A 24,674-nucleotide genomic window follows, 5' to 3' on the forward strand; every position below is an offset into this window, starting at 1 on the left:
GTCAGACCCCCTGGAATGATGGAATGTTAAAGAACAAACCAACTATAAACGGTGCCGCTATATAAATAATACCGGTTACGGAGCAGAGAATGCTTCCGAAGAAGTAGAACATGTATCGTCCACCTCCGAAGACGATTCTCCCTGCCAGTATGTTGGAGATGGTGATGATGGTGATAATGATCATGACGTAGACCGTCATCTCTGCCTCCGGGAAATTGACAAACATGGTCACGGCACCACCCATGGTTCCGCTGACCGCCCCGGCACCGGCCATAGCACCGCTATTAATCGGGCCGAGGGAGGAGACGACACTGCTGATGGCCTGTGACATGTGCAGAAGGATATGGAAGAGGAAGAGAAAGATGGCGATCATCATGGCATGCATGGGGATGAGCAGGACCACGAACCCCATCGAGATGGTGTGTCGGTTGTTCCGGAGCAGCACCTGTTCGAGCATGGAAGATCCAACAATCTCCCCTATCTGGTCCGGCGATCCTCCCAGCTCGATAGAGTCGCGGAAGATGTTCAGATACTTGTAGATCAGGTTACTGCCGCTTTCCCCGATAAACCGCTCCCAGGTAAGGCGGTCATCAAGACCGAGGTTCAGCTTTGAATATAATCCGTTCACGAGAGGTTCAAGGGTGGTGAGGGACTTTTTGTCGATCTCTGTCAGGGCATGGGTGATGGTCATCCCTTTGCCGCCCATCACCGACCCGAGGCTTCGGATGAAGACCGTGAAGTCACTGTCCCGGTTGATGATGTTTGAATCATCGAGATACCCGATTATCCCGATCGGGAAGAGGAGGAGGCCGGTGATGAGCATAACGAGGCCATAGGCATTGGAGATAACGCCCATGAGATTGAGCATGAGAAAAATGAAAGCTATGGCGGCCGCAACCGGAAGCACCTTCCTGCTCATCCGGTGGATCATCCCCTGCTCTTTTGACCCCCGCGGGAGATCATGGACTTTCTGATCGGCGGGAACGGCCCGATACATGGTAACCAGACCGAACACGGAGACGCAGATGACGATGATATAGGAGCTTACCAGTGTTTTCTGGATGTTTTCCGGCGAGAAAATGGCAACAGAGATCATGATGATGATTCCCACGAGGGCTCCTGAGAAGAGCATCGCAATGTAGGCATCCCCCCACTTCTTCAGCATCTCGAGACCCTGTTCGTAGGTATTGCGGTAAATGCTCCGGATCGTGATCAGTTCCCGGGAGAGGAAGTCTTCATCTGGAACGCCGGATTCAATGGAGTTGGCGTACCGGTTCAGCATGCTCTGGAGCATGAGGTTCTTCACCCGCTCGGCCATGATTGTCAGTGCATCCACATAGCTGTAGTTCCATTTCTTGACGAACGTCTCGATCTTTTCAAAGTATTTCGAGGGTACAAACTCCTTACGGGCTGCGGTGTAGGCAAAGATTTCCGGCCGGGTTGCGCGGGCCGTGGTAATCGACGCCATGTAGGTGACCATGAAGAGGAGGTCGGCGCTCATCCTCTTGTTCTCATTAAATGATGAAAAAAAGTCCCGGATCGATGCCAGGAGTCCCGCAAAAGGGAGATGTCCCCTGTTTTTCTGGCGCAGCCCTGCAGACAGGGCTTCAAGACTCGGTGACATCTATGGAGAGCAGTCCCTGTTTCTTGACCTTGGTAATCATGTGAAAAAGGTCGTAGAACCCTGTATAGCCTGCTTTGTGAAGACGTTCAAGTATACGGGCTCTCTTTTCGATCTCCTGGTAAATCTGTGCTTTCTTATGATCAGGGATGCCCAGCATGGTGGCCACCTTGTTCTCGAGGAGGTAGCTGCTGCCCTTACCGGTAAACACGAAGGTATCGGTCACAGGGTCCCAGTGAAACATCTCAACGAAAGAGAATCCCTGAGTTTCCGGATTGAAGCCAACAAGTTCATTCACCGAGATGATTCTCCGGACCATCTCGCCGCTAGGTCTGCGGACGGCACTCTGGATGACGACCAGGTTCAGATTGTCAACGTAGGTCTTTGGGATATTGATCGGGTCACCACAGAGCCGCTGGATGAGTTTTTCGACCGATGCCGCGTGGAACGTTGAGAGGACCGGATGGCCTGTCTGCATCGCACCAAAAGCGACCGAACCTTCCACGCCTCTGATCTCTCCCACAAGGATCTGGTTAGGACGCTGCCTGAGCGCCGCCCGCAGCAGGTCGAACATTGTTACCTCTCCTCCTTCACCTTCCCCCCTCCCTTTCCCTTTTGAGACCTCCCGGGTCCAGTTCCGGTGGGGGATCTGTAGTTCGGGAGTATCCTCGATAGTGACAATCTTATTTTCGGGAGGAATGAAGGCGGTCATGGCATTAAGGCTCGTAGTCTTGCCACTCGCGGTCTCCCCACTCATAAAAAGTGACATGCCATTCTCGATGCAGATCCAGAGATACCCGGCTATCATGTAGTCGCAGGTCTTGAATTCAACCAGTTTCAGGATACTGATTGGATCATCCATCACCTTCCGAATGGTGAAATTGCTCCCCTTCCTGCTGATGTCGGTACTGTACACGATATTAATACGCGAGCCGTCGGGGAGCGTTGAATCGACGATCGGATTCCGGTAGGTGATTGGCCGCTTGGTCCGTTCAGCCAGTTTTATCACGAATTTATCGAGCTCCTCGGTATTCTTCCAGCCTACCACCGACTTCAGTCCCTTGAAGATCTTGTGCTCAATGAAGATAGGGCCTACCCCATCAACCGTGATATCTTCGATATAGCGATCATTGATGAACGGCTTCAGCATGCCGATGTCGATCTTGTCCCTTACAAGGAGATATTCGAGGGCTTTGTATTCCGAGGCATTTACGATCAGTCGCCCATCAGGCATACGCGAAAACTTTGCGAGGATTGCATCCGATTTCAAATTTTTCCTGGCAGTCAAGTCTTTCTTGAGGAAGTCCTTGATCCTGGAACCGACTCCCGGATTTCCTCCATGGGTGGCCAGGGGTAGGGCTCTGGGAACCCTTTCGCCAGGAGTTGGTGCATATGCGACTTTTGCGAAGAGCCCCTTCAGAACCCCGGCACGCTCTTCATCGGTGACTGGATCGTTACTGAGCGAATCCAGCAGGTCGACGAGAAGAATCTCGACTGCGGGAAGGAGTTCCTGGACACTGTGCAGGAAAGACGGTTCAATCGGGATATAATAATTCCTCACATCATTGACATCGTGAAAGATATGGACAAAAGTCGTTTCATCGGCAGGATAGATCAGGTTCGGTTCCTTGATCCCCTTGAGATCGCGCTTCAGTTCCGAGAAAAAAAGGGGGATCCCATACACATCAACCGGAAAGAGGTGCATATACTCCAGGAGGTGGGGAGCCTGTCTCACGTACTCCTTGGCATTGACCGGAAGCATCCGGTAGAGAGCGCATTCCTCGATATTGTTCAGACAGTCATTTCCTTCATCGGACCGTGATGATGGCTCGAAAGGAAGGACAGGTGTGAACGTGAGGGATTCCATACTAGACACGCGCCATTGAGATGGGGATGATCTTCATCCCGTAACCTGGATGTACCTCAAAGCTGACCAGGTTCCCGGTGGTCTTACGGGCTCCCCGAACTTTCACCACTTCCATGACCATTACGTACTTATCCCCAATGAGGGATTTCTTCATCATCAGGTGCGCATCGCAGATTGACCGGATACGGATCAGGGTATCCTCTTCAAAAGCATAGTTATGCAGAGTGATCAGGATTGTTTTGCCTTTATCGACCAGGGTTTTGCAATTGGTGAGGAAGGTGAGGATGGCGGCCTGCGAAGAGTATTTCGTGAACATGGTGAGGGAGTCGATGATGTGGACTTCTGCCCGGCTTTTCCTGATGTGGTTGATGACATGGTCGAGGATCCCCTCCATCTGTTCTTCCGACCAACTTAAGTCAGCGGCATGGATGGGAAATAACCTGACATACCCCCATGCAAAATAATCCGATACGTCAAGGCTCATAGACTCCATCTGCGAGAGGAAACTCTTTGTTGTCATTTCAGTTGAGAAAATGTCGACATTCAACCCCTGTTTCATTGCACCCCAGATTATCTGCTGAGTCAACACGCTCTTCCCGGTGTCGTTCTCACCTTCGATGAGGGTGAGCGATCCGAGGGGGAGGCCATCCGCTATCTTCTTGTCTATCTCGGAGTTACCCGTGGACAGTATGTTCTTGTCCTCGCCACCCAGGATTCCGGTTATCTCGTTCTTAGACATCCTGCCACCTATACCATCAATGAATTGGCATGTTCCTATTTAAAATTCTGGCTGGGAGAACCCACATTAGTATAGATATGCTGATGCTGATATGCCATTTGGTGTCGTGACCTGAACCCAGGAATATGGGCCTGTATCTGCCGTGACCCAGATATGCATCTCTTCCCCCGGATCCCATGCACCTGGATATACCGTATCCGGAACAATTTCGATAATACGCCACCCCCTGCCTCCGGACGGGTTATACCGGTAAAATTCCGGGACTGAATCCCCGGCCTGAACGTAGACATCCATAAATTCATAGTCGGAAATCCGCTCATTTCCGATATTGCTGAGGGTGATTGACAGGGTAGTATTACCCGAAGTCCCGGTTATCAGGATCGATGTGCCGGCGATCCTGGAATTCAGGGCAGTCATATCCTTCTCTGCCGATATCATCGTTCCTGTTAGGGATATCAAACCTCCGGCCAGCAGGTATCCGGTGATAATCAGGAGCAGGATGCCGATTGCTGTTGCGACAAGGGATGCAGCGGCCATCAGCGGACACCATCAGTAGGCGGGAAAGTTCCCGGAACGCTGGACACCATTCGGGAGAACCAGCGAACAATAGACCTCCTCTTTCCGGGAAGGAATTTTCGCAGATTGCAGCGAGATGGTCAGCGTCTCTCCCGGGTTCCAGAAATTGTTTACCGGGATCTGTCCTTCGATGGTAAAATTCCCTGCAAGGGACACTCGTTCAAAATCACCGACCGCCCCGATAAAGAGATCCGAAGACTCGAGTTCGCCTCGTGCAATCCGTGCACTCCCTGTATTCTTTAGCCATATGCGGGCCTCCGGATTCTTGGCATACATATTGACGAACTTGAAGTCTGTCCGCATCTTCAGGTCTGCATCATGTGTTGTTTTGCCAAAGGTCTCCGAGGTCCGGTATATTGCCGGGAAGATGGCATTGATCAGGATCCCCGCTGCGATCACGGCGCTGATTAAAAAGAGGGCATTGACAATGGTCTCACTCGACATGCAGTCAGACCCTGTCCTTCTTGTGCGCCATATCCCGTGACGGAATATCCTCCCTTGTCCGCTCAAACATTCCGGAAGCCCCCCCGATATCTCCGGAAGCACGCTGGTGCATGAATACCTCGATCATGTCCTGGTCAAGGGAGTCGTCACCGGGATTGAGGATATTGTTCAGCTCGTAGAGCTCCTTCACGTACTCCGCCGCATTGATATCATGTTCTTCGCCGATGGAATTCGGCATGAGACGGGCGATGTCCTTGACGAGCGTGCAGGACTCGCTGCTGATATAACCCATAGCGCGGTACGATTCCAGCATCAGGTCGGTCCGGTCGTGCCCGTACTTTTTCACGTTCTTGGTGGTCCATGCAAAAAGTCGGAATACCTTCTGTAGCCGTACCTTGCCTTCCTTGGAGCCGAACTTTATGGGACCCTGAGCCGGGTCGAATGCCGGTATTCCAATCCGCATCTTGAGCGCCTTGACGAAATCGGCATCATTGACCGGGGGTTCTGGCTCGATTCCTCCCTGCCGGTGAACACCGCTACCAGTTCCGCTCTCTTCCGGGATCTTCTGTCCCATGGCCTCCATCATTCCCGTATCCTGTGCAGGAAGTGGATGGGAGCCGCCCGGTTTTTTACCGGCAACCTCACCCGCAGATCCACCGTCCGCTGTTTTCTCCTGTGCTCTTGCCACCCTGGACCGCGCCTCCTGGTCAGAATCAACGGAATGGATATTGAACGGGTTGTCGACATCGTTCATCCGTTCACGGATATCGATGAGCAACCTTTTTATGGAGGTCTTGAGGAGGTCAACCTCGTCCTGGAGCTTAAGCAGGCGCACTTCAGGATCGTCAGCCGACTCGGTGGAGATGGTATGATCGACATGCGCCTGATTTACGGCCATGCAATGAAGTTACCCGGGAAAGTCTTTATAGTTTGTGGATCCTGGCACGGATAAATAATGGTTTTAAACAGGTATTTTACAAATAGGAGAGAGATAAAGGCTTAGAATTGGAGGCCTCCCTCGACACGGTACAGCGGTTTCCGGTGTCGTACATCCTGCTTTCCGCAGATCTCGATTCATGCATAATAATTTTCACACCTTCCTCCAAGAATCGCAATTATTTTTCTTGCATTCTCGTTTAGATTAGTCAGTTGTACTTCTATCTCCCCGGAAATATCCGCTTTCACTTCAGTGACCCCAAGAAAATCAGTAAATATCCATTTCAATGTGGGTCTTTGGGTTGGCTTATTCACCTGATTAGGCACAAACTCATTTTGTTCCTTCAAACGTTTCCGAATCAGCCATTCCACCAAAGAGTAGATAAGGAGGGTAAGGACCATGACCATCGAAAGAGCCTCAATCCTTTCGGGTTTTTTCAAATAAACCTCGGAGACCCTGAAACTCTTGTCCTTGAGGAACCGGAATCCTCTCTCGACAGCTGCCTGGTTTTTGTAATATTCAAGCATTGTTTCAGGCTCCAAAGAGAGGTCATTTGAGGCCAGAATGAATCTCCCCAGTTTCTCCATTTCAGCAAGAATTACTTCGGTGTTCCGTTCGATTTCTGCCTGGACGGTGTAGGCGATACGTCGTTCCTCGTCATTCCTGGGTCTACCTCGTTTCATCTCGATCTTTCGCGAGGTTGGGACAATCTCAAACTTGGTATACCAGGCACCAGGGATGGTTCTTCGACCAGTGAACTGCTGCTGCTTGTGCATCCATCTCACATGCAAATTCCAGTCCCAGGAGTTTCTTGAACGATTTTGTGGTCTGTACATCCAGTTTTTCGAGACGCTTCTCAAATGGCTTCTCCTTCCGGATCTGCATCTCCTTTGAATGCACGATGCCCATTTTTGAGAAATACCGCCATATTCGGATCTGGTTTCATAGAACAAATACCGGGTATCCTTGCCCGGATTCAGCGGAACATCGGCGTGGAGCAGGGTCTTTACTTCGGTAATCGTGGAAGGTACATGGGTGATCCAGTGGAGATCCTGACGTAAGTTCTGGATATTTTCCGAGGTGTAGAGTGCGCTATCGGCGATGAAATAGGCGTCTTGAGGAACCTGTACAGCTGCCCTGAACTGTTGTATTGACTCGATCAGGTTCCGTTTGTCCGAGGCGTTTCCGGAATAGGTCCTGGCAAAGAGCGGGATCCCGTGCTGGTTGGTAATGGTGCTGAGTACGAATTGCTTGAGGTCTGGACGGTTATCTTTGGTATGGCCGTAGGTGATCTGGATCGCTGGTGTCCCGTCAATATGCTCATAGTTGCCATGGACGCTCACACTGGTGGTGTCGGTATGGGAAAGCTGGGTGCCAAACTGGACTTTCTGCATGACCTGAAGAACTATTTTGAGGAAGAGGTCGGTTGAATTTGCCTCGTAAATCTTATCCAGAGTCCTCCCAAGAACATCATCATTCAGGTCTTGGGGTGAAACTCCGGGTCCGAGCAATCGTTCTGTCGCTAGATTGTTGAAGAATTTCGGGAAGATATAGAGCCTCCTCTCGTTGAATCCGAGAGCATTCATAATCATGGCTTTGAGCACAACGGAATGCGCTAATTTATGCTGACCTTGTTTCGGGATTACTTCGTCTATGATCCGGCCTATCTCAAGATCATCATAGATTCCTGCAACAATCCCGTGGTGGGCTACGATGGCAGACGTAAATCTCATTCTGCTTTAGTAGTTATGCAGAAGTTAGCTAAAAATGTTTAGCTTCTTCGTGAGATCTGCGGAACGTCGGGTACATGAAAAGGATAAAATACCTGGAGATCCGGATCCCCGGTTCCTGGTTGAGATGAATGGACTCTGCTGAAAGGAAAACAGAAAAAGGGGTTAGGTTTTGGTTGCTTCAGTAGAGTATCGTTGTATTCGTGAGCGAGGGGGGAATAGTCCGACTGATGGCAAGGGATGCGCCAATTTCAGGTTTTATCTCCACGCTGAAAGGAGTTCTTTGTTTAATTGGTTTAGAACCTGTCGGGGGCTGTAATTGTATGGTAAAGGTCTCACCATATTCGAGAACATTATCTCCTCCCTTTTGCGGTGTATCCAGAATTGTCCAACTTGCTACTGCAATGGCGGATTCTGGTCCCTTCAGATGTGTTGGAGTAGAATTTGCATCGCTATATATCATAGCGACCTTATTCATATCCACGGGTAAACCGCCGGAAGCAAGCCCAACGTCAAACTGGATAGTATCAACTCCCTTAGTGGAATCGTCGGCCAACCCATACACGTTGCCCTTCACGACAATGTTAGTTGCCGCGGAGGAAACTCCCGCATGGACGACTTCCTGGCTCTTCTCGGTGGTGAAGAACCCTGCACCGAGTACAACGTAGCTGAACACCGCTGCAACGACCACGAAGGCAATCAGCACAATGGCCGCTTCGAGACCGGTGAACGCTTCCTCATTATCAACAAACTTTCTCATATGCTACACCTCGCAGCCGCTGGATCCCTGACCTCCCGAGTTTTAGGCACATGATTCCATCAAATATCGGTCCAATTCTATAATGCGACCCTCAACCGCAAGATCTAAATAATATAATGTGCTTACATTATAAGCATATGAAACCCATTCGCCGAATCAAGAAGATCAATGGGATAGAATACTGGTATGAGGATGTTCCCTACTACGATCCGGTGAAGAAACAAACCCGCCACACCTCACATTATTTAGGGAAAAATATCAATGGAGTTCCAGTAAAAGTAAGAACTGAAGGTATTCCAGGCCCAAGCATCTCTGCAATCCCAAAGGAAGCATTCACTCATGGAAATCTCCTCCCACTTCAGCAAATCATCCAGGACCTGCACATTGATGAATATCTCTCCACACTTGCCAGCAAGAGTGAGAAAGAGACCATTCTCGCCATAGCCATCAACCGGATCCTACATCCCGTCGCGATGCACCTTGTATCGACCTGGGCACGAAGAGAGCTCGCTCTTCCTCACCAATCCGAACCTCCATCTGAGCAGCCAATCTATCAGCGAACTTCTTTCCACCATTGGCAACAGCGGTGTTCCCGAGGAATTCATGCATCTCCTCATTCGAAACCTCGGCACCGATGCAACACTCATCTATGACATCACCAGTCTCTCAAGTTATTCGCAGGCTCATATCTCTCCTGGAATATGGGCATAATCGTGATGGCTTGGACCTTCCACAAGTCAATTTCTCCCTTATTCTCGACACGCATCAGGCCATTCCCGTTATGTATGACATCTACCAGGGAGCATTGTCGATGTCGTAACCTTAAAAAATACCATCAAGAAAATCGGAGCCATAGGGGTCAACAATTACACATTGGTGCTCGACCGTGGTTTTTTCAGCCAGGGGAACCTGGAAGAGCTGGTCCAGGAAGGATTCTCATTCGTAATACCTGCGTCCCTCACGCTCAAACAAGTCAAAGAGGTTCTCACCGAGCTTCAACGTGACCTTGAAAGCCCGCAATACCTGCAGAAATACCAGAAGAATCCGATCTTTGTCAAGCCTATCTCATTCGACGTGCACGGGAATGATATCAAAGCATTTTGCTATTATGACATGAAGCGGGAGCAGGATGAACGAAATCTCTTCTATGTTCGCCTCCATGACCTGAAACAGAAACTTGAGCGTCTCAAAATACCACGGTGGCGGAAGCCCGATGATATCTTTAAGGAGTGCGCAGGAAAGTTCTCGAATTATTTCTCCTGGCATGTGCAGGGTAACCAGTTTGTGGTCGAAATCCGGAATAATGCCGTGTCACAGAGGGTTAACAGAATGGGCAAACAGATCATTCTGTCCCATGGACCACTCGATTGGAAGGAGTGTCTCACCGTCTATCGGGAACGCGATTATATCGAGAAAACATTCCGAACTTTGAAACAGGATCTCCAGGTTCTCCCTCTGAATGTGAAAAAGGAGTCTACAATGAAGGGGTTTCTTTTTGTCACATTTATCAGCCTCATTTTGAGGATGAAACTGCTGAAACAGATGAAGGACGCTGGACTCCTGGAAGATTATACCCTCGATGGTCTTCTCCTCGAACTTTCCAAGATCAAGAAGATTCGATTGGTGACGGGAGAGACGATTATAACTGAAATTTCAAAGAAACAGAGAACTATCCTGGATGCACTCGGACTATGTGCTTAAACTACCCGGAAGTCAGGTGGATCCCTCCAGCCTCAGCTGCTTAAAGGGGGAATGGCGTAATTGTTAATAAAACTTTTCCAGAAAAATGTTATGTTGCACATCCCAATCCGGGTTTAATTTGCCAGGACAAACTTGGACTGGTCCCTGTACAGCCATCGGGACCATCACATTATAGCAATTCAACTTCATCAATACTTAACGATTATCTACCTGCAGACGTCCCAATCGATCTTTAATTGTCAAGGATAGAATGGTGGGAATTTTGTTATCTTCAGATCTTTGTAATATTTGCCCGAAATCCGGTTCAACAAAGCATCCGGAGAGAAAGTATATATTACATTTCCGCGAGTTTTATGATGGATCGGGATAATTCCTACCCTTGTTTCTGGAAGACTATCTTACTGGATCCGGTGTGCGTGGCATGGTTGAAGAATGGCAACCCGAGTTCATTGTCGAGGCGAAGGTGGATGGAGTCAGGCAGGATCTGATGGCGTACATCGTCAAGAATTCGCAAAAGATCGATTCCAATATCCCTATCTTTTTCGGCCACGTGCTCTCCATTATTGATAATTCCCTGCCGCACCTCGACGATAAAATCTACGACCGCCTGATCGATGACATTACAGTGAAAGTGCTTGAAGAGAGCAGCAAATCCAACGACGTGGAATACATCGAACGCCTGTTCAATCATGCATACCGGCTGAAACGTCGCCCTGGCGGAAAGATGATCTTTGACATCATCCTCGGCCTCAAGATGATTGAAATTGGAAAGTACCGTGACGCTATTGAACAGCTCAAGCCATTCAGAAAGGTCGATGCCATCATATATACCACGATAGCCTATTGCTACCATATCCTGGCAACGGAGACCTACACCGGTGAAACAGGACCGGAACGCGGAAAGACCAGCGATATGGCGCTCAATGCACGCGAACAGATGATCGAGCTCGCCCGTGTACGTCCCCCGGTGAACCGCCTGAAGTTTCCCCGCGTCATCAAGGAGCTCAAGGTCAATAAAATATTCTGGTTCATGCTGAAGCTTGGAATCGAGTGGTTCCCTGAAGAGCCCCAGTTCTTGATTATCGGACTCGAAAAAGCAAAACTGGATGGAAATCAGGTCATGCGGGGGGAGTTGCTCACCATTGCATCGGAAAGGTACTACAACGAAATGTCGTTTCTCAGGGAATTGTATTCGTATAAAATCGGTGAGCGGGATGCAACCGGCGCAGCAGCGGTAATCAAACAGATGATCCAGCACCATGCAAAGGACCTGGAACCAGTCTATTATGGCCTGCAGCTCTCAATCATCTCACAGCAGCCAACCGCATATGCCCGGTTCAGGAAAATGGCGGTTGCAAACGGTATGCCGATTCGGATTCTCATGCTCCTTGACTTTTCTTTCTCCCTGGTGAAAGGAAGTAAAGAGGAAGCCGTTGCTGGCCTGGAGATAATCCGGGCGAGGATGGCAAAAACGAATCACTACCTGATCCTCATCGAGTACCTGACCGAAGATGCATTTTCCGAGGACGAGAAACGCGCCAAGCATGCACGGAGTGTCCTGATGGACTCCATCGATAAGTACTGTCTCAAACTGATAGCCATGAAAAAATGAGCGTGGGGTGCCGAAGTAGGAAACGCAGATTGCGGAGAAGATTAATCGTGAAACCAATATGTTAATCTTCAGTTTGGTGTAACCAACTACTCAACCATGGCTCAAAAATTCCCAAATGTTAAATGGTCTTTCTTTTGGATTTGTATCCATACGCTTTCAGTTATTCTGATGACGTTTTTATTAAAAGATGTCAATAACTATCTTTTATTTTTAGTTCTTGCTGGTTTTGGAATTACTATAGTTGCAAGAACTGTCCGTTCTTTCACCCGAAAAAAACCATTTAGACTCGATTTTAATTTTGTTTTCTGGGCATTAATCTCAATTATTTCTTTTGGTGTCATCGAACAGATCCTATTCTATTTCCAGATCGAGGCTGGACTTTTTTATTTTGTACTGATGGGATTTGGAATTTATACCATTAGTCAAGTCGTAATCCGGATTACATATAGCTATCAGAAAATGCCATATAAAAATAAAAATTTTATAAAAAGTCTATTTACTGCTTTAATTTTCTTTAGTGTGTTATTTTTAATCATACAATCGCAATCTTTTTTCTCCGGAAAATACCAAAACCCCCCTACCCCAACCCCAAAAACAACTGGAAAATACGCTGTAGGAAATGTTGCAACTGATGACAATGGGTTAGAAGGGATGGTGATAACTGGTAATAATTTTGCTGGCCAATACTCTGTATTAAGGGTATATTTAGATCATTCCGGGAAAGGATGGCATACAAACGGCCCCCAAAACCCCCAATCGGTAAACTATGAATATGTTGAGTCACAATTCCCAATTAAATGGGGTGGAGGTAATGTTGATCCAACACACATAGCTAATAAGGATTGGTCTTTACCAGAAAACTGGAAATCACCAATAATTGTTGATGACTCCACACATCCACCAGAAACTCAATCCAATTCAGAATCGGCAATAATTACGACACCATCGAGTTACTCATCAACTCAAGCCAAGATTGATCGAACACCCGCTCAGGCTAATAGTCAAATTGTTACCACAACCTTGACGTCTCAAATACCAACAGGAGTTACAGTCCCAATTACCGAAATCTTGAATAAGCACAATTACTACCGCAATAAAGTTACTGGCGCAAATATACCCAATTTAGTATGGTCTACTACTCTTGCTACCAGTGCGGAAAAGTGGGCATACTACCTTGGGGGTAATAATTTATTCCAGCACAGTGGCGGGCATAGTGAAAATCTTGCTGCAGGGTATACTTCATGGACATCGGCAATTGATGGATGGGGATCGGAAGAATCAAATTTTATTTATGCTCCTTTTGGAAATGCGGCAAGCAAAACTGGAAATTGGCATGACGTTGGGCACTATACGCAAATTGTCTGGAAAACAACTACCCAGTGTGGTTGTGGATGTGCTCCACATCCTACGTATGGAACTGTATACGTTTGCCAATATGCTCCGGCAGGTAATATTTTTGGATATTACCCATATTGAGGATTGAATAACAATGGTTTGAAAGGGCATATTACCCTTCTCGGATTAGGAATCCGGTTTTTAATCCTGGAGGAGTGATAGGTTAAGTTCGTGGAGGTCTTTTTGGCGTGTAATCCCTTTTCAAGGAAAGCTGAATATCACTCATCGGGAGGCGAACAAAAGTCAGAGTCAATTAAAAGATGTTCGTTGAAACCTGACTTCCGGGTAGTTTAAGCACATAGTCCGAGTGCATCCAGGATAGTTCTCTGTTTCTTTGAAATTTCAGTTATAATCGTCTCTCCCGTCACCAATCGAATCTTCTTGATCTTGGAAAGTTCGAGGAGAAGACCATCGAGGGTATAATCTTCCAGGAGTCCAGCGTCCTTCATCTGTTTCAGCAGTTTCATCCTCAAAATGAGGCTGATAAATGTGACAAAAAGAAACCCCTTCATTGTAGACTCCTTTTTCACATTCAGAGGGAGAACCTGGAGATCCTGTTTCAAAGTTCGGAATGTTTTCTCGATATAATCGCGTTTCCCGATAGACGGTGAGACACTCCTTCCAATCGAGTGGTCCATGGGACAGAATGATCTGTTTGCCCATTCTGTTAACCCTCTGTGACACGGCATTATTCCGGATTTCGACCACAAACTGGTTACCCTGCACATGCCAGGAGAAATAATTCGAGAACTTTCCTGCGCACTCCTTAAAGATATCATCGGGCTTCCGCCACCGTGGTATTTTGAGACGCTCAAGTTTCTGTTTCAGGTCATGGAGGCGAACATAGAAGAGATTTCGTTCATCCTGCTCCCGCTTCATGTCATAATAGCAAAATGCTTTGATATCATTCCCGTGCACGTCGAATGAGATAGGCTTGACAAAGATCGGATTCTTCTGGTATTTCTGCAGGTATTGCGGGCTTTCAAGGTCACGTTGAGCTTCGGTGAGAACCTCTTTGACTTGTTTGAGCGTGAGGGACGCAGGTATTACGAATGAGAATCCTTCCTGGACCAGCTCTTCCAGGTTCCCCTGGCTGAAAAAACCACGGTCGAGCACCAATGTGTAATTGTTGACCCCTATGGCTCCGATTTTCTTGATGGTATTTTTAAGGTTACGACATCGACAATGCTCCCCTGGTAGATGTCATACATAACGGGAATGGCCTGATGCGTGTCGAGAATAAGGGAGAAATTGACTTGTGGAAGGTCCAAGCCATCACGATTATACCCATATTCCAGGAGAGATATGAGAGCCGAATAACTTGAGAGACTGGTGATGTCATAGATGAGTGTTGCATCGGTGCCGAGGTTTCGAATGAGGAGATGCATGAATTCCTCGGGAACACCGCTGTTGCCAATGGTGGAAAGAAGTTCGCTGATAGATTGGCTGCTCAGATGGAGGTTCGGATTGGTGAGGAAGAGCGGTTTCTCTTCCAGGTCGATACAAGGTGCATCGCGACGGGATGTAGGATCCGGTTGATGGCTATGGCGAGAATGGTCTCTTTCTCACTCTTGCTGGCAAGTGTGGAGAGATATTCATCAATGTGCAGGTCCTGGATGATTTGCTGAAGTGGGAGGAGATTTCCATGAGTGAATGCTTCCTTTGGGATTGCAGAGATGCTTGGGCCTGGAATACCTTCAGTTCTTACTTTTACTGGAACTCCATTGATATTTTCCTAAATAATGTGAGGTGTGGCGGGTTTGTTTCTTCACCGGATCGTAGTAGGAACATCCTCATACCAGTATTCTATCCCATTGATCTTCTTGATTCGGCGAATGGGTTTCATATGCTTATAATGTAAGCACATTATATTATTTAGATCTTGCGGTTGAGGGTCGCATTATAGAATTGGACCGATATTTGATGGAATCATGTGCCTAAAACTCGGGAGGTCAGGTTGAAAACGGACAAGCGCCAGTCTTCGGAGAGGTCGGAGGGGGTATCCCCGTGCTCGCAATCGTGTTCATGATCGCTCCGATGGTCGGCGGCATGATCGAAGACTGCATCAGCACCGCCCGTCAGATCACAGTGGAATTCCTCGATGAACTCTGACCTGGCCACCGGTGCATCGGTATGGACAGACCTCGCGTTATCTTGCTCGTCTGTTTCTAGTTGGATTCAGAACTGTTTTGAGAGAGCCGCTGGAGGGATTCGAACCCCCGGCCTGCTGATTACGAATCAGCCGCTCTACCACTAAGCCACAGCGGCACGGTATCCCATACTATCGGCGCGAAAGAATATTAAGATTCACCAGACTGCGGCTGCGCTTTCTCAGGAGTAACCCCTGATGGTGGTGACGCTGTCCTGCTGCTTTCCGGATGGGGTTTCTATCTGCCCGAATTTTGCCTCATAATCGGCAAACGTTTTGGTAAAAACGGCGAGGAGATTTTTTGCATGCTGCGGGGTGATGCTCACGATAGCCTTTGCACGCGCCTGGCTCACACCGGGTATCTGGTGGAGGAAGACGAATGTGAATTCATCGTTCTTGTAGGCTATCTGGATCATGTTGCTATAGACAGGATCGAGAGTTGATGGAATATTGACGGAGATTTCGTGTGACATAGGCATGTATCTATTAAGAGTGCGAGAATAAGGCCTTTTTGAAATACTGCTGGAAACAGGTTGTAATAATCGGTACAGGCATAAAAAATATCCGGCAACCATCAGATATCCCAGGAAGATACTCTTTTAACACCATCTATCAGGCCGTCTGTGATGCGAAAACAGCAGCTATACATAGATTCATGGAATACCCCTTGATGTGAGTCGCACCATTCCCGATATCAGTATCTCGGCGGTCGTGACCACTTCGACGTGCCCTTACCGCTTCTACCTGGACAAGGGAAGAGAACGCCTGGAATCGTGGCGCTATACCGCTGCAAAACAGATCTCGTATCGCCTCGGGGATACGCTCGATGCAGCCGAAATCTGGGACGAGATCTGCTTCATTCAGAAGGACATAGACAACTCTGCATTTCCTATCCTCACCGAATCAGTCAGGCTCTGCAAATCGAACCCTACCTGGAGAACATATCGGGATGCAGATGTGGCGGTGAGATCGGACCGCTACCATCTTCATGGGATCGTTGACAAGTTATTTTTCGACAGCCCTCTCTTTGCCGTAACCCGTCCCACCGCTGCTCCGTCGCGCGGGATATATACCGCTGACCGGCTCAGGGTTGCCGGGTATGCAATCTGCCTCGAGGAGATGCTTGGAACCGCCGTTTCTGAAGGCATCGTTGAATACATCCATTCGGGAATCGGGAGGGTCTGCACCATCGAGCCGCTCGACAAAAGAAAGTTCCTCCGCGCTCTCCAGGAAGCCCGGCGGATTACGAATGGTGAACTTCCCCGCAGACCACTGCACCCGCCCTGCGAATCCTGCAGGCATGCAGAGCGGTGCAATCCAGCCGGAGGACAACGTCTCTCCGATCTCTTTTGAGTGGCGGGCGGACATTTCCCTATTATTGCGGTCCTTGTCGTGCGATCCCGTCAGGGGAGCGATGATTCAAGATCCTCAAGCAGGCTGAGCGAACGGATATACTCTCCGCGGGCATCGCGTGTCGTGCCGATGATAAGCCACTGCTCGCTTCCGTGCCTCTCGCAAACCCCCTTCGCCTGGATGCGTTCTCCTGCGAGGGCCTGCCCGCAGTAGGTATGCGAAAAGGAAAGGACCCTGGAGATATCTTCGTGATCGACCCGGTACACGGCCGGACTGTCGAACGAGAGGGAATCATCAGTGACAGTTGCCTCGATGGTCCGTAACCCGCAGGTTCTCCCCCGGGTGCAGGGAAGTGGATTGAGCGCTTTATAAGAACGTGCATAGAGAATGTCGAAATACACCGAATCGATCTGCCCACGGTTCCATTTCCGCTTCTCGTGGAGGATGAATTCATCGAACGAAATTTCAGGGTTTCTCTTCCGATAGATATAGTCCCACAGGTCATCGCTGATGGGCTGCAGTCTGCCCCGGTTGATTGCATAGCGCAGCAGTTCCCTGGCATGGAAAAAGACCCTCCCATAGACAACGAAATCGATATCCGACTCTTCACTCTCGAGCCCGCAGAGCAGGGAACCCGTACACCCATACGTTCTCGCGGGCAGGCCAAACAGGGAAGAAAGCCGCTGTACGAGGGGATTTCTCCGGATGACGGCCCCGATCTCGTCTTCTGGTTTCAATACTCTCCGGATATCCGTATAAGGGACACGCTGGATGATATCAGAATATTCCGGTTTTTCACGTTCGATATAGGTGAATGCCTCATCGAATTCGAGCTTCCGGAACCGCACACCCTCCCGGTTCTGCCGCGTGCCGGAAGGATCGGGGATGTATCTGAGGATGCATCCCACCCGTTCACGGTTGTCGTAGGTGGAAACAGCATACAGCCTGCCATCGACATCCTCGATAAAATCCCTGAGCCGGACTGGTTTTTTGACGGTGGCTCTCATAGGCCTGATGCGAGGAAAGCAGCGACCAGGTCGGCGATTGCGCCCGCCCTGATGATCTTCCGGGAGGCGAGATCGACAACAGTACTTGATGTGCCGGGCAGCCTGCCGGCATCGATCAGGAGATCGTGCGGGATACGACACTCTCCAGGAGTTGCCGGATCTTTTGCCCCGGTGATGTTTGCACTGGTCGCGGTGATCGGAGAATCGAAGCGTGAAATGAGTTCGAGGGCGAGCGGATGGTTGGGGAACCGGATACCGATCAATCCGGTTCCCCCGGTCAGCATATCAGGCACACAGGATCTGGCCGGAAGGACAACCGTTACCGGACCCGGGAGGAAGCGATCGATAAAGAGCGAGGCATAGGCATCGACACGGGCTGTCCAGTGGATCATATCTTTATTACAAACCGCAATAGCAATAGGATTGGAGAGCGGGCGCTTCTTTGCCTCGAAAACCTTGATGATTGCTTCTTCAGAGAATGCGTCGCCCCCGAGCCCATACACCGTGTCCGTGGGGTAGATGACGATCCCATCGTGATGGAGGATCGAGACGGCCTTCTCGATCAGGGACATATCAGAACTCACGTCCCTTTACCCGGTTTATATCGAAAACGGCTGCTTTGCTGACGTGCATTACAGCAAAGACCCCGGCCTGGATGGGATCAGTAACGACGAGGTCGGCATGTGCCGGGACACTCCCGGCCATTTTGAGGGCGATTACCGGTATTCCTGCTTCGCGCACCCGGTCGACGGCAGATGATATCTCACCTCCCATCAGCGAACCTGCGAGGACAAGGATGGATGCCCTTGGAAGGCGAGCAACGGCATCGACTGCCATTGCAACAGTTTTCTCTCCAACAAGAGGGATAGTGTCGACAGAAATTCGTTCTCCCCGGATATTGTGGCGGTCTGCCTCATTCACGGCACCGAGGGCGACCTGGGCAACCTGGGCCCCTCCGCCGATGATGATCACCCGTGTTCCGTAAATGTGACTGAACGGCTCGTAGGGCTTCACATCATGGACGGCAGGGAGTTGGTAGAGTTCCCGGAACATTCCTTCCCGATCCGTACCGTTCTCGAACTCGAGGTACAGCTCAGCCATACCCTGGAAGGGTCCGGTATCAAAACACTCCTGGTGAATCATCAGCACATTTGCATCGTGCTGGGCGAGTACAGTCGAGATGTCCCGGAGGACACCTTTCTTGTTCTCAACGATAATCCGGATTGCAAAAAGTTCGGGTGCTGGGTCGCTCATGCCGGGAATGCGATAGCCGGGGATCGAACCCGGGCTAAAGGCTTGGGAAGCCTCTGTCCTGCCGCTAGACTACTATCGCCCGATACGGTGCATAATCAATTGGTACCTTTCAAAGATAAATTTCTCTGTCAGAACGATGGATGGAGGCAAGAACCACTTCCGTATCATTTCCTCGAACTATTACGAATATCCTGGATTTCGCGCACAATCTCCCTGTGGAATGCAAGGAGCATGTCACTGATGATGCCGAACATGAATATCTGGAAGCCGACAACAATGAGCAAAACAGTGAGGATGGTCAGCGGGATATGCTCGATGTTTTTCAGCCATTCTGAAAAGATATACGCACCTGAAATTAACCCGGAGAACATGACAATCATCCCGATAAGGCCGAAATAAAAAAGCGGATTGCTCAATTTTGCGAGTCTGTAAATTGTCACCGTAATCTTCAGGCCGTCATGGAACGGATTGAGTTTTGTCGGCGTTCCCGATCGCCGATGGTAGGTAATGGGAACAATGGCGATTTCAAGGTTGCCCCGCACTGCTTCGGCCGATATTTCGGTCTCTATTCCGAATCCTTTTTCCTTCAGCTGCATCAACCTGACAGATTCGCGGGTGAATGCACGGTATCCTGAAAGGATGTCGTTGAGAAAGCGGCCATGCGCAAGTTTGAAAAGCCGGTTCAGGATCTGGTTCCCGGTGTAATTGAACCACGAGAACGCCCGGCGGTTTTCTTCGATCAGGCGGTCTCCGATTACATGGGCTGATCCTGATGCAAGGGGGGCGAGCATCCGTTCGGCATCCAGAGGCGAATACGTCCTGTCCCCATCGATCATCAGGATATAAGGCTCTTCAACCAGTCTGAAAGCCTCGATGATGGCGGTTCCCTTTCCCCGGCCTTCCTGTTCGATGACCCGTGCTCCGGCCTGCGATGCGATCTTCCTGGTTCCATCAGAGCTGTGACCGTCAATGACCAGGATGTTCCTGAAGCCCAGGGAGATAAAATCCGTTATCAGGCCTCCGATTGTCGGGGCTTCATTCAGGGTTGGAATGAGGATACAGACCTGGTCCTTTCCAATGCTCATTGGAATATAATTTTTATATACCCTGTCATAAGTGCTTGCATGCATGTCGCGAAAACGGGGCTGCGTGTCCTTGGAATCGCGGAAAGCTTCTCTTCAGGTGATAAATCCATACTTGCGGGCCTGGTCATGCGAAAAGATCTCCGCATTGACGGTATCTCATTTGAGACCACAACCGTCGGAGGTATGGACGCAACCGATGCGGTAATCTCTCTTTACAGGAGGTTCAAGAGGCAGGATATCAATGCCATCATGATCAGCGGGTGTGTGATATCCTGGTTCAACATCATCAACCCTGTTCTGGTATGGAAAACGGTTGAAAGGCCTGTCATCATCGTAACCTACGAGGAATCAGAAGGGATAGAAGAAGATATCAAGCGACATTTCCCGGGGGACGATGAACGGCTCTGCCGTTACCGGGATCTTGGCACACGCATTCCGGTAATCCTCTCCACCGGCCATACCATCTATATTCGTCCATGTGGGATATGTGGTGAAGATGCGGCAGCACTCTGCTCCTCATTCACGTTGGATGGAAAGATCCCGGAACCTCTCCGGGTTGCACGCCTCTGTGCACGGGCAGTCCTGCAGTACGGGAAGAGGAATGGATAATGCATAATTTAGGCCTTTCCATGTGCTGATGTGGAAATCTTTCCTCCCTAAAAAATACATTCCTTCGAAGGTGAGAGAAGCGGATAACTGGGAATGGGTGATTTGTCCGAACATCCAGGTCGCGGTATCTCATCCTGTTCTGCTGGAGCGTGAGATGAGTTCACCTGATCCCTTCATGTAGATATCCACCCGCACGGTGTCTCCGGGATGAAACGTTTTGTCGGAAAAATCTATGGCGATTTTTTCTTTTGGATTCCAGAATTTTCCGGAACACCCAAGACCTCCCATGGTCTGGACCCCGAAGTGGTGGGATGCTATAAACTTGTTCCCGTTCAACGTTTCGATGGTTGCCGGTATTTTTATTCCATTTCGAAAAAATTCAGCTCGAAGACCGGCATTTTCGAGTCGTTCACTTCCATTGTGCAGGAGGATAACCCGTGAATCGTAATTCAGGATACCATGTTCATCCGTATGGTAAATACCGCATATCTCGAGATACGAAGGGGTGATGTTGTTTGGAACGGCAAAGACGGGTAACCTGAACATCAGGATCACTAGTGCGGCCAGGAGAACGCATATCGCAATCATGAGGATAACACCGATCTGAGGGGAGACAGCTTCGGTGTTCGTTGTTTTGGGAGACAATATTGAGAGGTGAGATACCAATCGCTGATATATTTTTTGAAATCTTCCGGCGAGAAAGAAGAATATTCATCGGTGCGATGAATGGATTGGGGGGCCAATCCCCCATCAGCAAAACGCCTAAGCTGGGGTGCATGCCTGCCCTGCCAGGTCTCCTGTTTGCAGGAAAGGGTCTGATCGAGCGTTCCATGAGAAGGACAAATAGCCGTTCGTCACCGTTTTTCCCCGGCTTTTTCACCCTAACAGATCGCAGCGGTGGCCCGGTCCGTGCAGGGTCCATTTCCCGTGACTTCGACCAGGACTTTGGGGATGAGATCCGCATTGATTGCATCGTCACGGTGCTTTAGGAAGATTCCTTTCCAGGTCTCCCCACCCCGTTAATGGCACAAAGAAACCATCTTTCTCAACCAAGAGCGAATACCCGAAGAAAACATGGGCTGCTTGCCCGGGTACAAGTATCATTGCCTGCTGGTTACAATCTCGCAAAAATTTTAATAGGTGGCCAGGTACCGGTCGAGTTCCCAGGGGTGGACAGCATGCCTGAACAAATCGGTTTCCAGGTTGGCAATACTGGCCAGGCCTTCCATGACATGGTATCCCATGGTTTTTGTCAGTACCGGATCTTTCTCGAGCTCGTGCTGTGCTTCTATCAGGCTGCCGGGAAGCATCTCGATTCCCATCTCTTTCCGTTTATCTGCCGTGAGATGGTAGATGTTGGTGTTCTTAATTTCAGGAGGTTCAATCTTGTTCCTGATTCCGTCCAGTCCGGCAGCGAGCATCGCTGCAAAAGTGAGATAGGGGTTGCACATCGGGTCCGGGCTCCGGAACTCGGCACGGGTGCTGTTGCCGCGGGCGGCCGGGACCCTGACCAGTGCCGACCGGTTGGTCGCACTCCAGGAGATATAACACGGCGCTTCGTATCCCGGTACGAGCCTCTTGTACGAGTTGATGGTAGGATTTGCCAGCCGTGTGATGGCCTTTGCATGTTTGAGGAGCCCTCCGATAAAATAGAGAGCTGTTTTAGAGAGCTGCATGGGCTCATCCGGACCATAGAATGCATTTTTACCGTCCTTTGCCAGTGACATGTGCGTGTGCATTCCGCTTCCGTTAATACCGAAAATCGGTTTTGCCATGAACGTCGCATGCAGGTTTTTCCTGAGTGCAAGGGTTTTTGTCGCAAACTTGAAGGTTATCACCTTATCAGCGGTATCAAGTGCATAGCTGTACTTGAAGTCAATTTCGTGCTGGCTTTCCGCCACCTCGTGGTGCGAAGCTTCTATCTCGAATCCCATCTGTGTCAGGGCAAAAATAATATCGCGCCGGACATCCTCGGCAAGGTCGGTGGGTGCCAGATCGAAATATCCACCCAGGTCCTGGAAGAGGGTTGTGGGTTTTCCATCGACCATTTTGAACAGGAAGAATTCGAGCTCAGGGCCGGTGTTGAAGGTGTATTCCATCTTCTCTGCTTCTTCAAGTGCCCTTTTCAGTATGAACCTGGGATCTCCCTCGAAATGTTTATTCCCGTAGGTATATACATCGCAGATAAACCGGGCAACCCGTGCATCCGATGGCCGCCAGGGGAGGATGGCATATGTTGCGGGATCGGGCTTCAGTAACATGTCCGATTCTTCGATTCGTGCAAACCCCTCAATTGAGGATCCGTCGAACCATATCCCCTCGTTCAGGGCTTTTTCTGCCTGCTTCACCGGAATGGCGACATTTTTCGGCTGACCCTGGATATCGGTGAACTGGAGGCGCAGGATCTTCACTGAATCTGCGTCGATTCGCTCCAGTATTTCACCTGCGACATCTGCGCTCATATGGAAAAAAGCTTCCACCCAATCGTGTTTATATTTAATTGAGCAAACCCTGTTTCCCATCAGCGGGGCATGTGCTGACCGTACCCGTAATCGAGAATATGTTTGACAGGGCCTGTAAAAAATGGGCAGCACCGGTATACATGTTACGCTGGCCGAGGTGGATGAACGGGCAGCGATTGCGACCAACCGGCTTGTCAACCGCTTCAACCAAGACGTTGCAGCCATAGATGGCGACTCACTCTCTCGACAAATTACAGGCTGAAGGTTGAAACCTTGACCATGAAACACAAAGAGTGATGTCGGGCTTTTTTCAGGGATTGAGGATGCGGAATCAGAGTAAGTCGTTGTGGAGGAATGAACAGAGAAAGCATATCTCAAGGAAGAATAAACCTGTTTCTACATGGTGATCGAATGAAACAACATTTTGCAGGTAAATTGCTGGGGATCGTTCTTCTCCTCTCGGTATTAGCATTGTTTCCCTCTGTTGCAGATTCCATGGCAACCGCACCTATGTTACCTCACGCATTCCATGGGTCCATTGTGGCAGGAGACAGCCCCGTGAGTCCCGGTCTTACCATTGAAGCAACCGGCCCGGGTGTTAAATCCGGAATTTCAGGAAACCCGATTGTAACAGGGAACGGGGCATACGGAACGCCAGAAGCGATGGGAGAAAAACTTCTTGTCCAGGGGGATGTCGAGATTGGAACTCCTCTCGAATTTTACGTTGGTGGAGCGAAAGCGGAAGTTTATCCCGTCTCCACGAACGGCCCCTGGCTCGAAGCGTATCCGTACGTTCCCGGTGATGTGACAGAACTGAACCTGCGGATCGCATCCCAGCCCTCTGCAGGAGTGACTCGTGAACCAACACCGGTCCAGACCCGCATACCGTACGGTCAGGTTCCAGCCATTGCAGGATATTCGGGCCCCGCCCTCCCGACACCACCAATCGTGACAACCTACCTCCCGGGCCAACCCCCGGCTGTTACAACCCAGGCCGTTCCCGGACAGGAGGGGCAGGTTCAGCCTCCTGGCACGCCTGCTCCTGGCGGCCAGGAATCCGGTGAGTCGCAAGGTCTTCCGCCTCCCACAAAATCAGCGGGGTTGCTTTCCTGCACTGCTATTGGGGCATTGCTGGTAATCATCGGAGCAGCAGCGTACTACAGGGATAGATGGAATCCCGAAGATAGGGACAGGCAACAATGATCTCCATCCCATTGAACCAGGATCATCCTCTATTTTTAAAAGGTATCACTATCGTTCACTAGAGATGAAGAACGTCTGTGGTGACAGCGGTCTTTGGTATATACTCGTGGACAGATGAACAATCACCCTGGACAAAGGTGAATGCCAATTTGTCTCACATGAGCGACTGG

The 24,674-nt window shown here is 49.7% G+C and carries 20 protein-coding genes, 2 tRNA genes and 3 pseudogenes; 7 read left to right on the forward strand and 18 right to left on the reverse strand.

Annotation, left to right across the window (positions count from 1 at the left end; translation table 11 throughout):
* Nucleotide 1: 1 nt before the first annotated feature.
* The 8 genes and pseudogenes from flaJ to IPI71_00185 all read right to left on the reverse strand — a co-directional run bounded on the left by flaJ (nt 2) and on the right by IPI71_00185 (nt 8,674).
* Nucleotides 2–1,624, reverse strand: coding sequence for an archaellar assembly protein FlaJ (gene flaJ, locus IPI71_00150; protein ID QQR70991.1), 1,623 nt, complete (start codon nt 1,622–1,624; stop codon nt 2–4).
* Nucleotides 1,608–3,488, reverse strand: coding sequence for a type II/IV secretion system ATPase subunit (locus tag IPI71_00155; protein ID QQR70992.1), 1,881 nt, complete (start codon nt 3,486–3,488; stop codon nt 1,608–1,610). The genes flaJ and IPI71_00155 overlap by 17 nt, the downstream gene beginning before the upstream one ends.
* A gap of 1 nt (nt 3,489) precedes the next feature.
* Nucleotides 3,490–4,227 carry a flagellar accessory protein FlaH gene (locus tag IPI71_00160; protein QQR70993.1) on the reverse strand — a complete coding sequence of 246 codons (738 nt, stop codon included), beginning with the start codon at nt 4,225–4,227 and terminating at the stop codon, nt 3,490–3,492.
* A gap of 66 nt (nt 4,228–4,293) precedes the next feature.
* Nucleotides 4,294–4,764, reverse strand: a complete 471-nt coding sequence (locus IPI71_00165) for a hypothetical protein (GenBank protein ID QQR70994.1) — start codon at nt 4,762–4,764, stop codon at nt 4,294–4,296.
* A gap of 12 nt (nt 4,765–4,776) precedes the next feature.
* On the reverse strand, nt 4,777–5,247 hold the full coding sequence (locus tag IPI71_00170) for a flagellin (GenBank protein ID QQR70995.1): 471 nt from the start codon (nt 5,245–5,247) through the stop codon (nt 4,777–4,779).
* Between the two features lie 4 nt (nt 5,248–5,251).
* Nucleotides 5,252–6,145: a hypothetical protein gene (locus IPI71_00175; GenBank protein QQR70996.1), complete on the reverse strand. Its 894-nt coding sequence runs from the start codon at nt 6,143–6,145 to the stop codon at nt 5,252–5,254.
* Nucleotides 6,146–6,321: 176 nt separating this feature from the next.
* A pseudogene (locus IPI71_00180) lies at nt 6,322–7,917 on the reverse strand (IS1634 family transposase).
* A 178-nt stretch (nt 7,918–8,095) separates the two neighbouring features.
* Complete coding sequence (locus IPI71_00185) at nt 8,096–8,674, reverse strand: flagellin (GenBank protein ID QQR70997.1); 579 nt, start codon at nt 8,672–8,674, stop codon at nt 8,096–8,098.
* A 137-nt stretch (nt 8,675–8,811) separates the two neighbouring features.
* Here IPI71_00185 and IPI71_00190 point away from each other — a divergent pair.
* From IPI71_00190 to IPI71_00200, 3 genes and pseudogenes are all read left to right on the forward strand, one after another.
* A pseudogene (locus IPI71_00190) lies at nt 8,812–10,375 on the forward strand (IS1634 family transposase).
* A gap of 421 nt (nt 10,376–10,796) precedes the next feature.
* The gene (locus IPI71_00195; GenBank protein QQR70998.1) at nt 10,797–11,987 is read left to right on the forward strand and encodes a hypothetical protein; all 1,191 of its coding nucleotides are present in this window, start codon (nt 10,797–10,799) and stop codon (nt 11,985–11,987) included.
* 96 nt (nt 11,988–12,083) lie between these two features.
* Nucleotides 12,084–13,463, forward strand: coding sequence for a hypothetical protein (locus tag IPI71_00200; protein QQR70999.1), 1,380 nt, complete (start codon nt 12,084–12,086; stop codon nt 13,461–13,463).
* 209 nt (nt 13,464–13,672) lie between these two features.
* Here IPI71_00200 and IPI71_00205 read toward each other — a convergent pair.
* The 3 genes and pseudogenes from IPI71_00205 to IPI71_00215 form a co-directional block, all read right to left on the reverse strand.
* Nucleotides 13,673–15,228: pseudogene (locus IPI71_00205) on the reverse strand (IS1634 family transposase).
* Between the two features lie 350 nt (nt 15,229–15,578).
* Nucleotides 15,579–15,650 (reverse strand) — tRNA-Thr (locus IPI71_00210).
* A 63-nt stretch (nt 15,651–15,713) separates the two neighbouring features.
* Nucleotides 15,714–16,010: a DUF3467 domain-containing protein gene (locus tag IPI71_00215; GenBank protein ID QQR71000.1), complete on the reverse strand. Its 297-nt coding sequence runs from the start codon at nt 16,008–16,010 to the stop codon at nt 15,714–15,716.
* A gap of 193 nt (nt 16,011–16,203) precedes the next feature.
* Here IPI71_00215 and IPI71_00220 point away from each other — a divergent pair, with 193 nt between their 5' ends.
* Entirely contained in the window at nt 16,204–16,884 is a 681-nt protein-coding gene (locus tag IPI71_00220; GenBank protein ID QQR71001.1) for a Dna2/Cas4 domain-containing protein, read from the forward strand.
* Between the two features lie 50 nt (nt 16,885–16,934).
* Here the strand turns inward: IPI71_00220 and IPI71_00225 are convergent, their stop codons facing one another.
* The 5 genes from IPI71_00225 to aglJ all read right to left on the reverse strand — a co-directional run bounded on the left by IPI71_00225 (nt 16,935) and on the right by aglJ (nt 20,230).
* Nucleotides 16,935–17,891, reverse strand: a complete 957-nt coding sequence (locus tag IPI71_00225) for a nucleotidyltransferase domain-containing protein (protein ID QQR71002.1) — start codon at nt 17,889–17,891, stop codon at nt 16,935–16,937.
* Nucleotides 17,888–18,463, reverse strand: coding sequence for a threonylcarbamoyl-AMP synthase (locus IPI71_00230; GenBank protein ID QQR71003.1), 576 nt, complete (start codon nt 18,461–18,463; stop codon nt 17,888–17,890). Before IPI71_00230 ends, IPI71_00225 begins: the two co-directional genes overlap by 4 nt.
* Before the next feature lies 1 nt (nt 18,464).
* Entirely contained in the window at nt 18,465–19,145 is a 681-nt protein-coding gene (locus tag IPI71_00235) for a DUF5612 domain-containing protein (protein ID QQR71004.1), read from the reverse strand.
* A gap of 8 nt (nt 19,146–19,153) precedes the next feature.
* Nucleotides 19,154–19,224, reverse strand: a tRNA-Gly gene (locus IPI71_00240).
* Nucleotides 19,225–19,309: 85 nt separating this feature from the next.
* A complete protein-coding gene (gene aglJ / locus IPI71_00245) occupies nt 19,310–20,230 on the reverse strand; it encodes an S-layer glycoprotein N-glycosyltransferase AglJ (GenBank protein QQR71005.1) in 921 nt (306 codons plus the stop codon).
* A gap of 39 nt (nt 20,231–20,269) precedes the next feature.
* Between aglJ and IPI71_00250 the strand changes: the two genes are divergently transcribed.
* Nucleotides 20,270–20,839: a DUF99 family protein gene (locus tag IPI71_00250; protein ID QQR71006.1), complete on the forward strand. Its 570-nt coding sequence runs from the start codon at nt 20,270–20,272 to the stop codon at nt 20,837–20,839.
* A gap of 129 nt (nt 20,840–20,968) precedes the next feature.
* Here the strand turns inward: IPI71_00250 and IPI71_00255 are convergent, their stop codons facing one another.
* Nucleotides 20,969–21,484 (reverse strand): type IV pilin N-terminal domain-containing protein, encoded by a 516-nt coding sequence (locus IPI71_00255; protein ID QQR71007.1) that lies wholly within the window; start codon nt 21,482–21,484, stop codon nt 20,969–20,971.
* 131 nt (nt 21,485–21,615) lie between these two features.
* On the opposite strand from IPI71_00255, the gene IPI71_00260 reads away from it, so the two are divergent.
* Nucleotides 21,616–21,828, forward strand: coding sequence for a hypothetical protein (locus IPI71_00260; GenBank protein QQR71008.1), 213 nt, complete (start codon nt 21,616–21,618; stop codon nt 21,826–21,828).
* Between the two features lie 144 nt (nt 21,829–21,972).
* Here the strand turns inward: IPI71_00260 and IPI71_00265 are convergent, their stop codons facing one another.
* Nucleotides 21,973–23,301, reverse strand: coding sequence for a glutamine synthetase beta-grasp domain-containing protein (locus IPI71_00265; protein QQR71009.1), 1,329 nt, complete (start codon nt 23,299–23,301; stop codon nt 21,973–21,975).
* A gap of 558 nt (nt 23,302–23,859) precedes the next feature.
* Here IPI71_00265 and IPI71_00270 point away from each other — a divergent pair.
* Nucleotides 23,860–24,504 (forward strand): hypothetical protein, encoded by a 645-nt coding sequence (locus IPI71_00270; GenBank protein ID QQR71010.1) that lies wholly within the window; start codon nt 23,860–23,862, stop codon nt 24,502–24,504.
* Nucleotides 24,505–24,674 lie beyond the last annotated feature (170 nt).

The sequence above is a fragment of the Methanolinea sp. genome (assembly GCA_016699325.1).
Lineage (GTDB): Archaea > Halobacteriota > Methanomicrobia > Methanomicrobiales > Methanospirillaceae > UBA9949.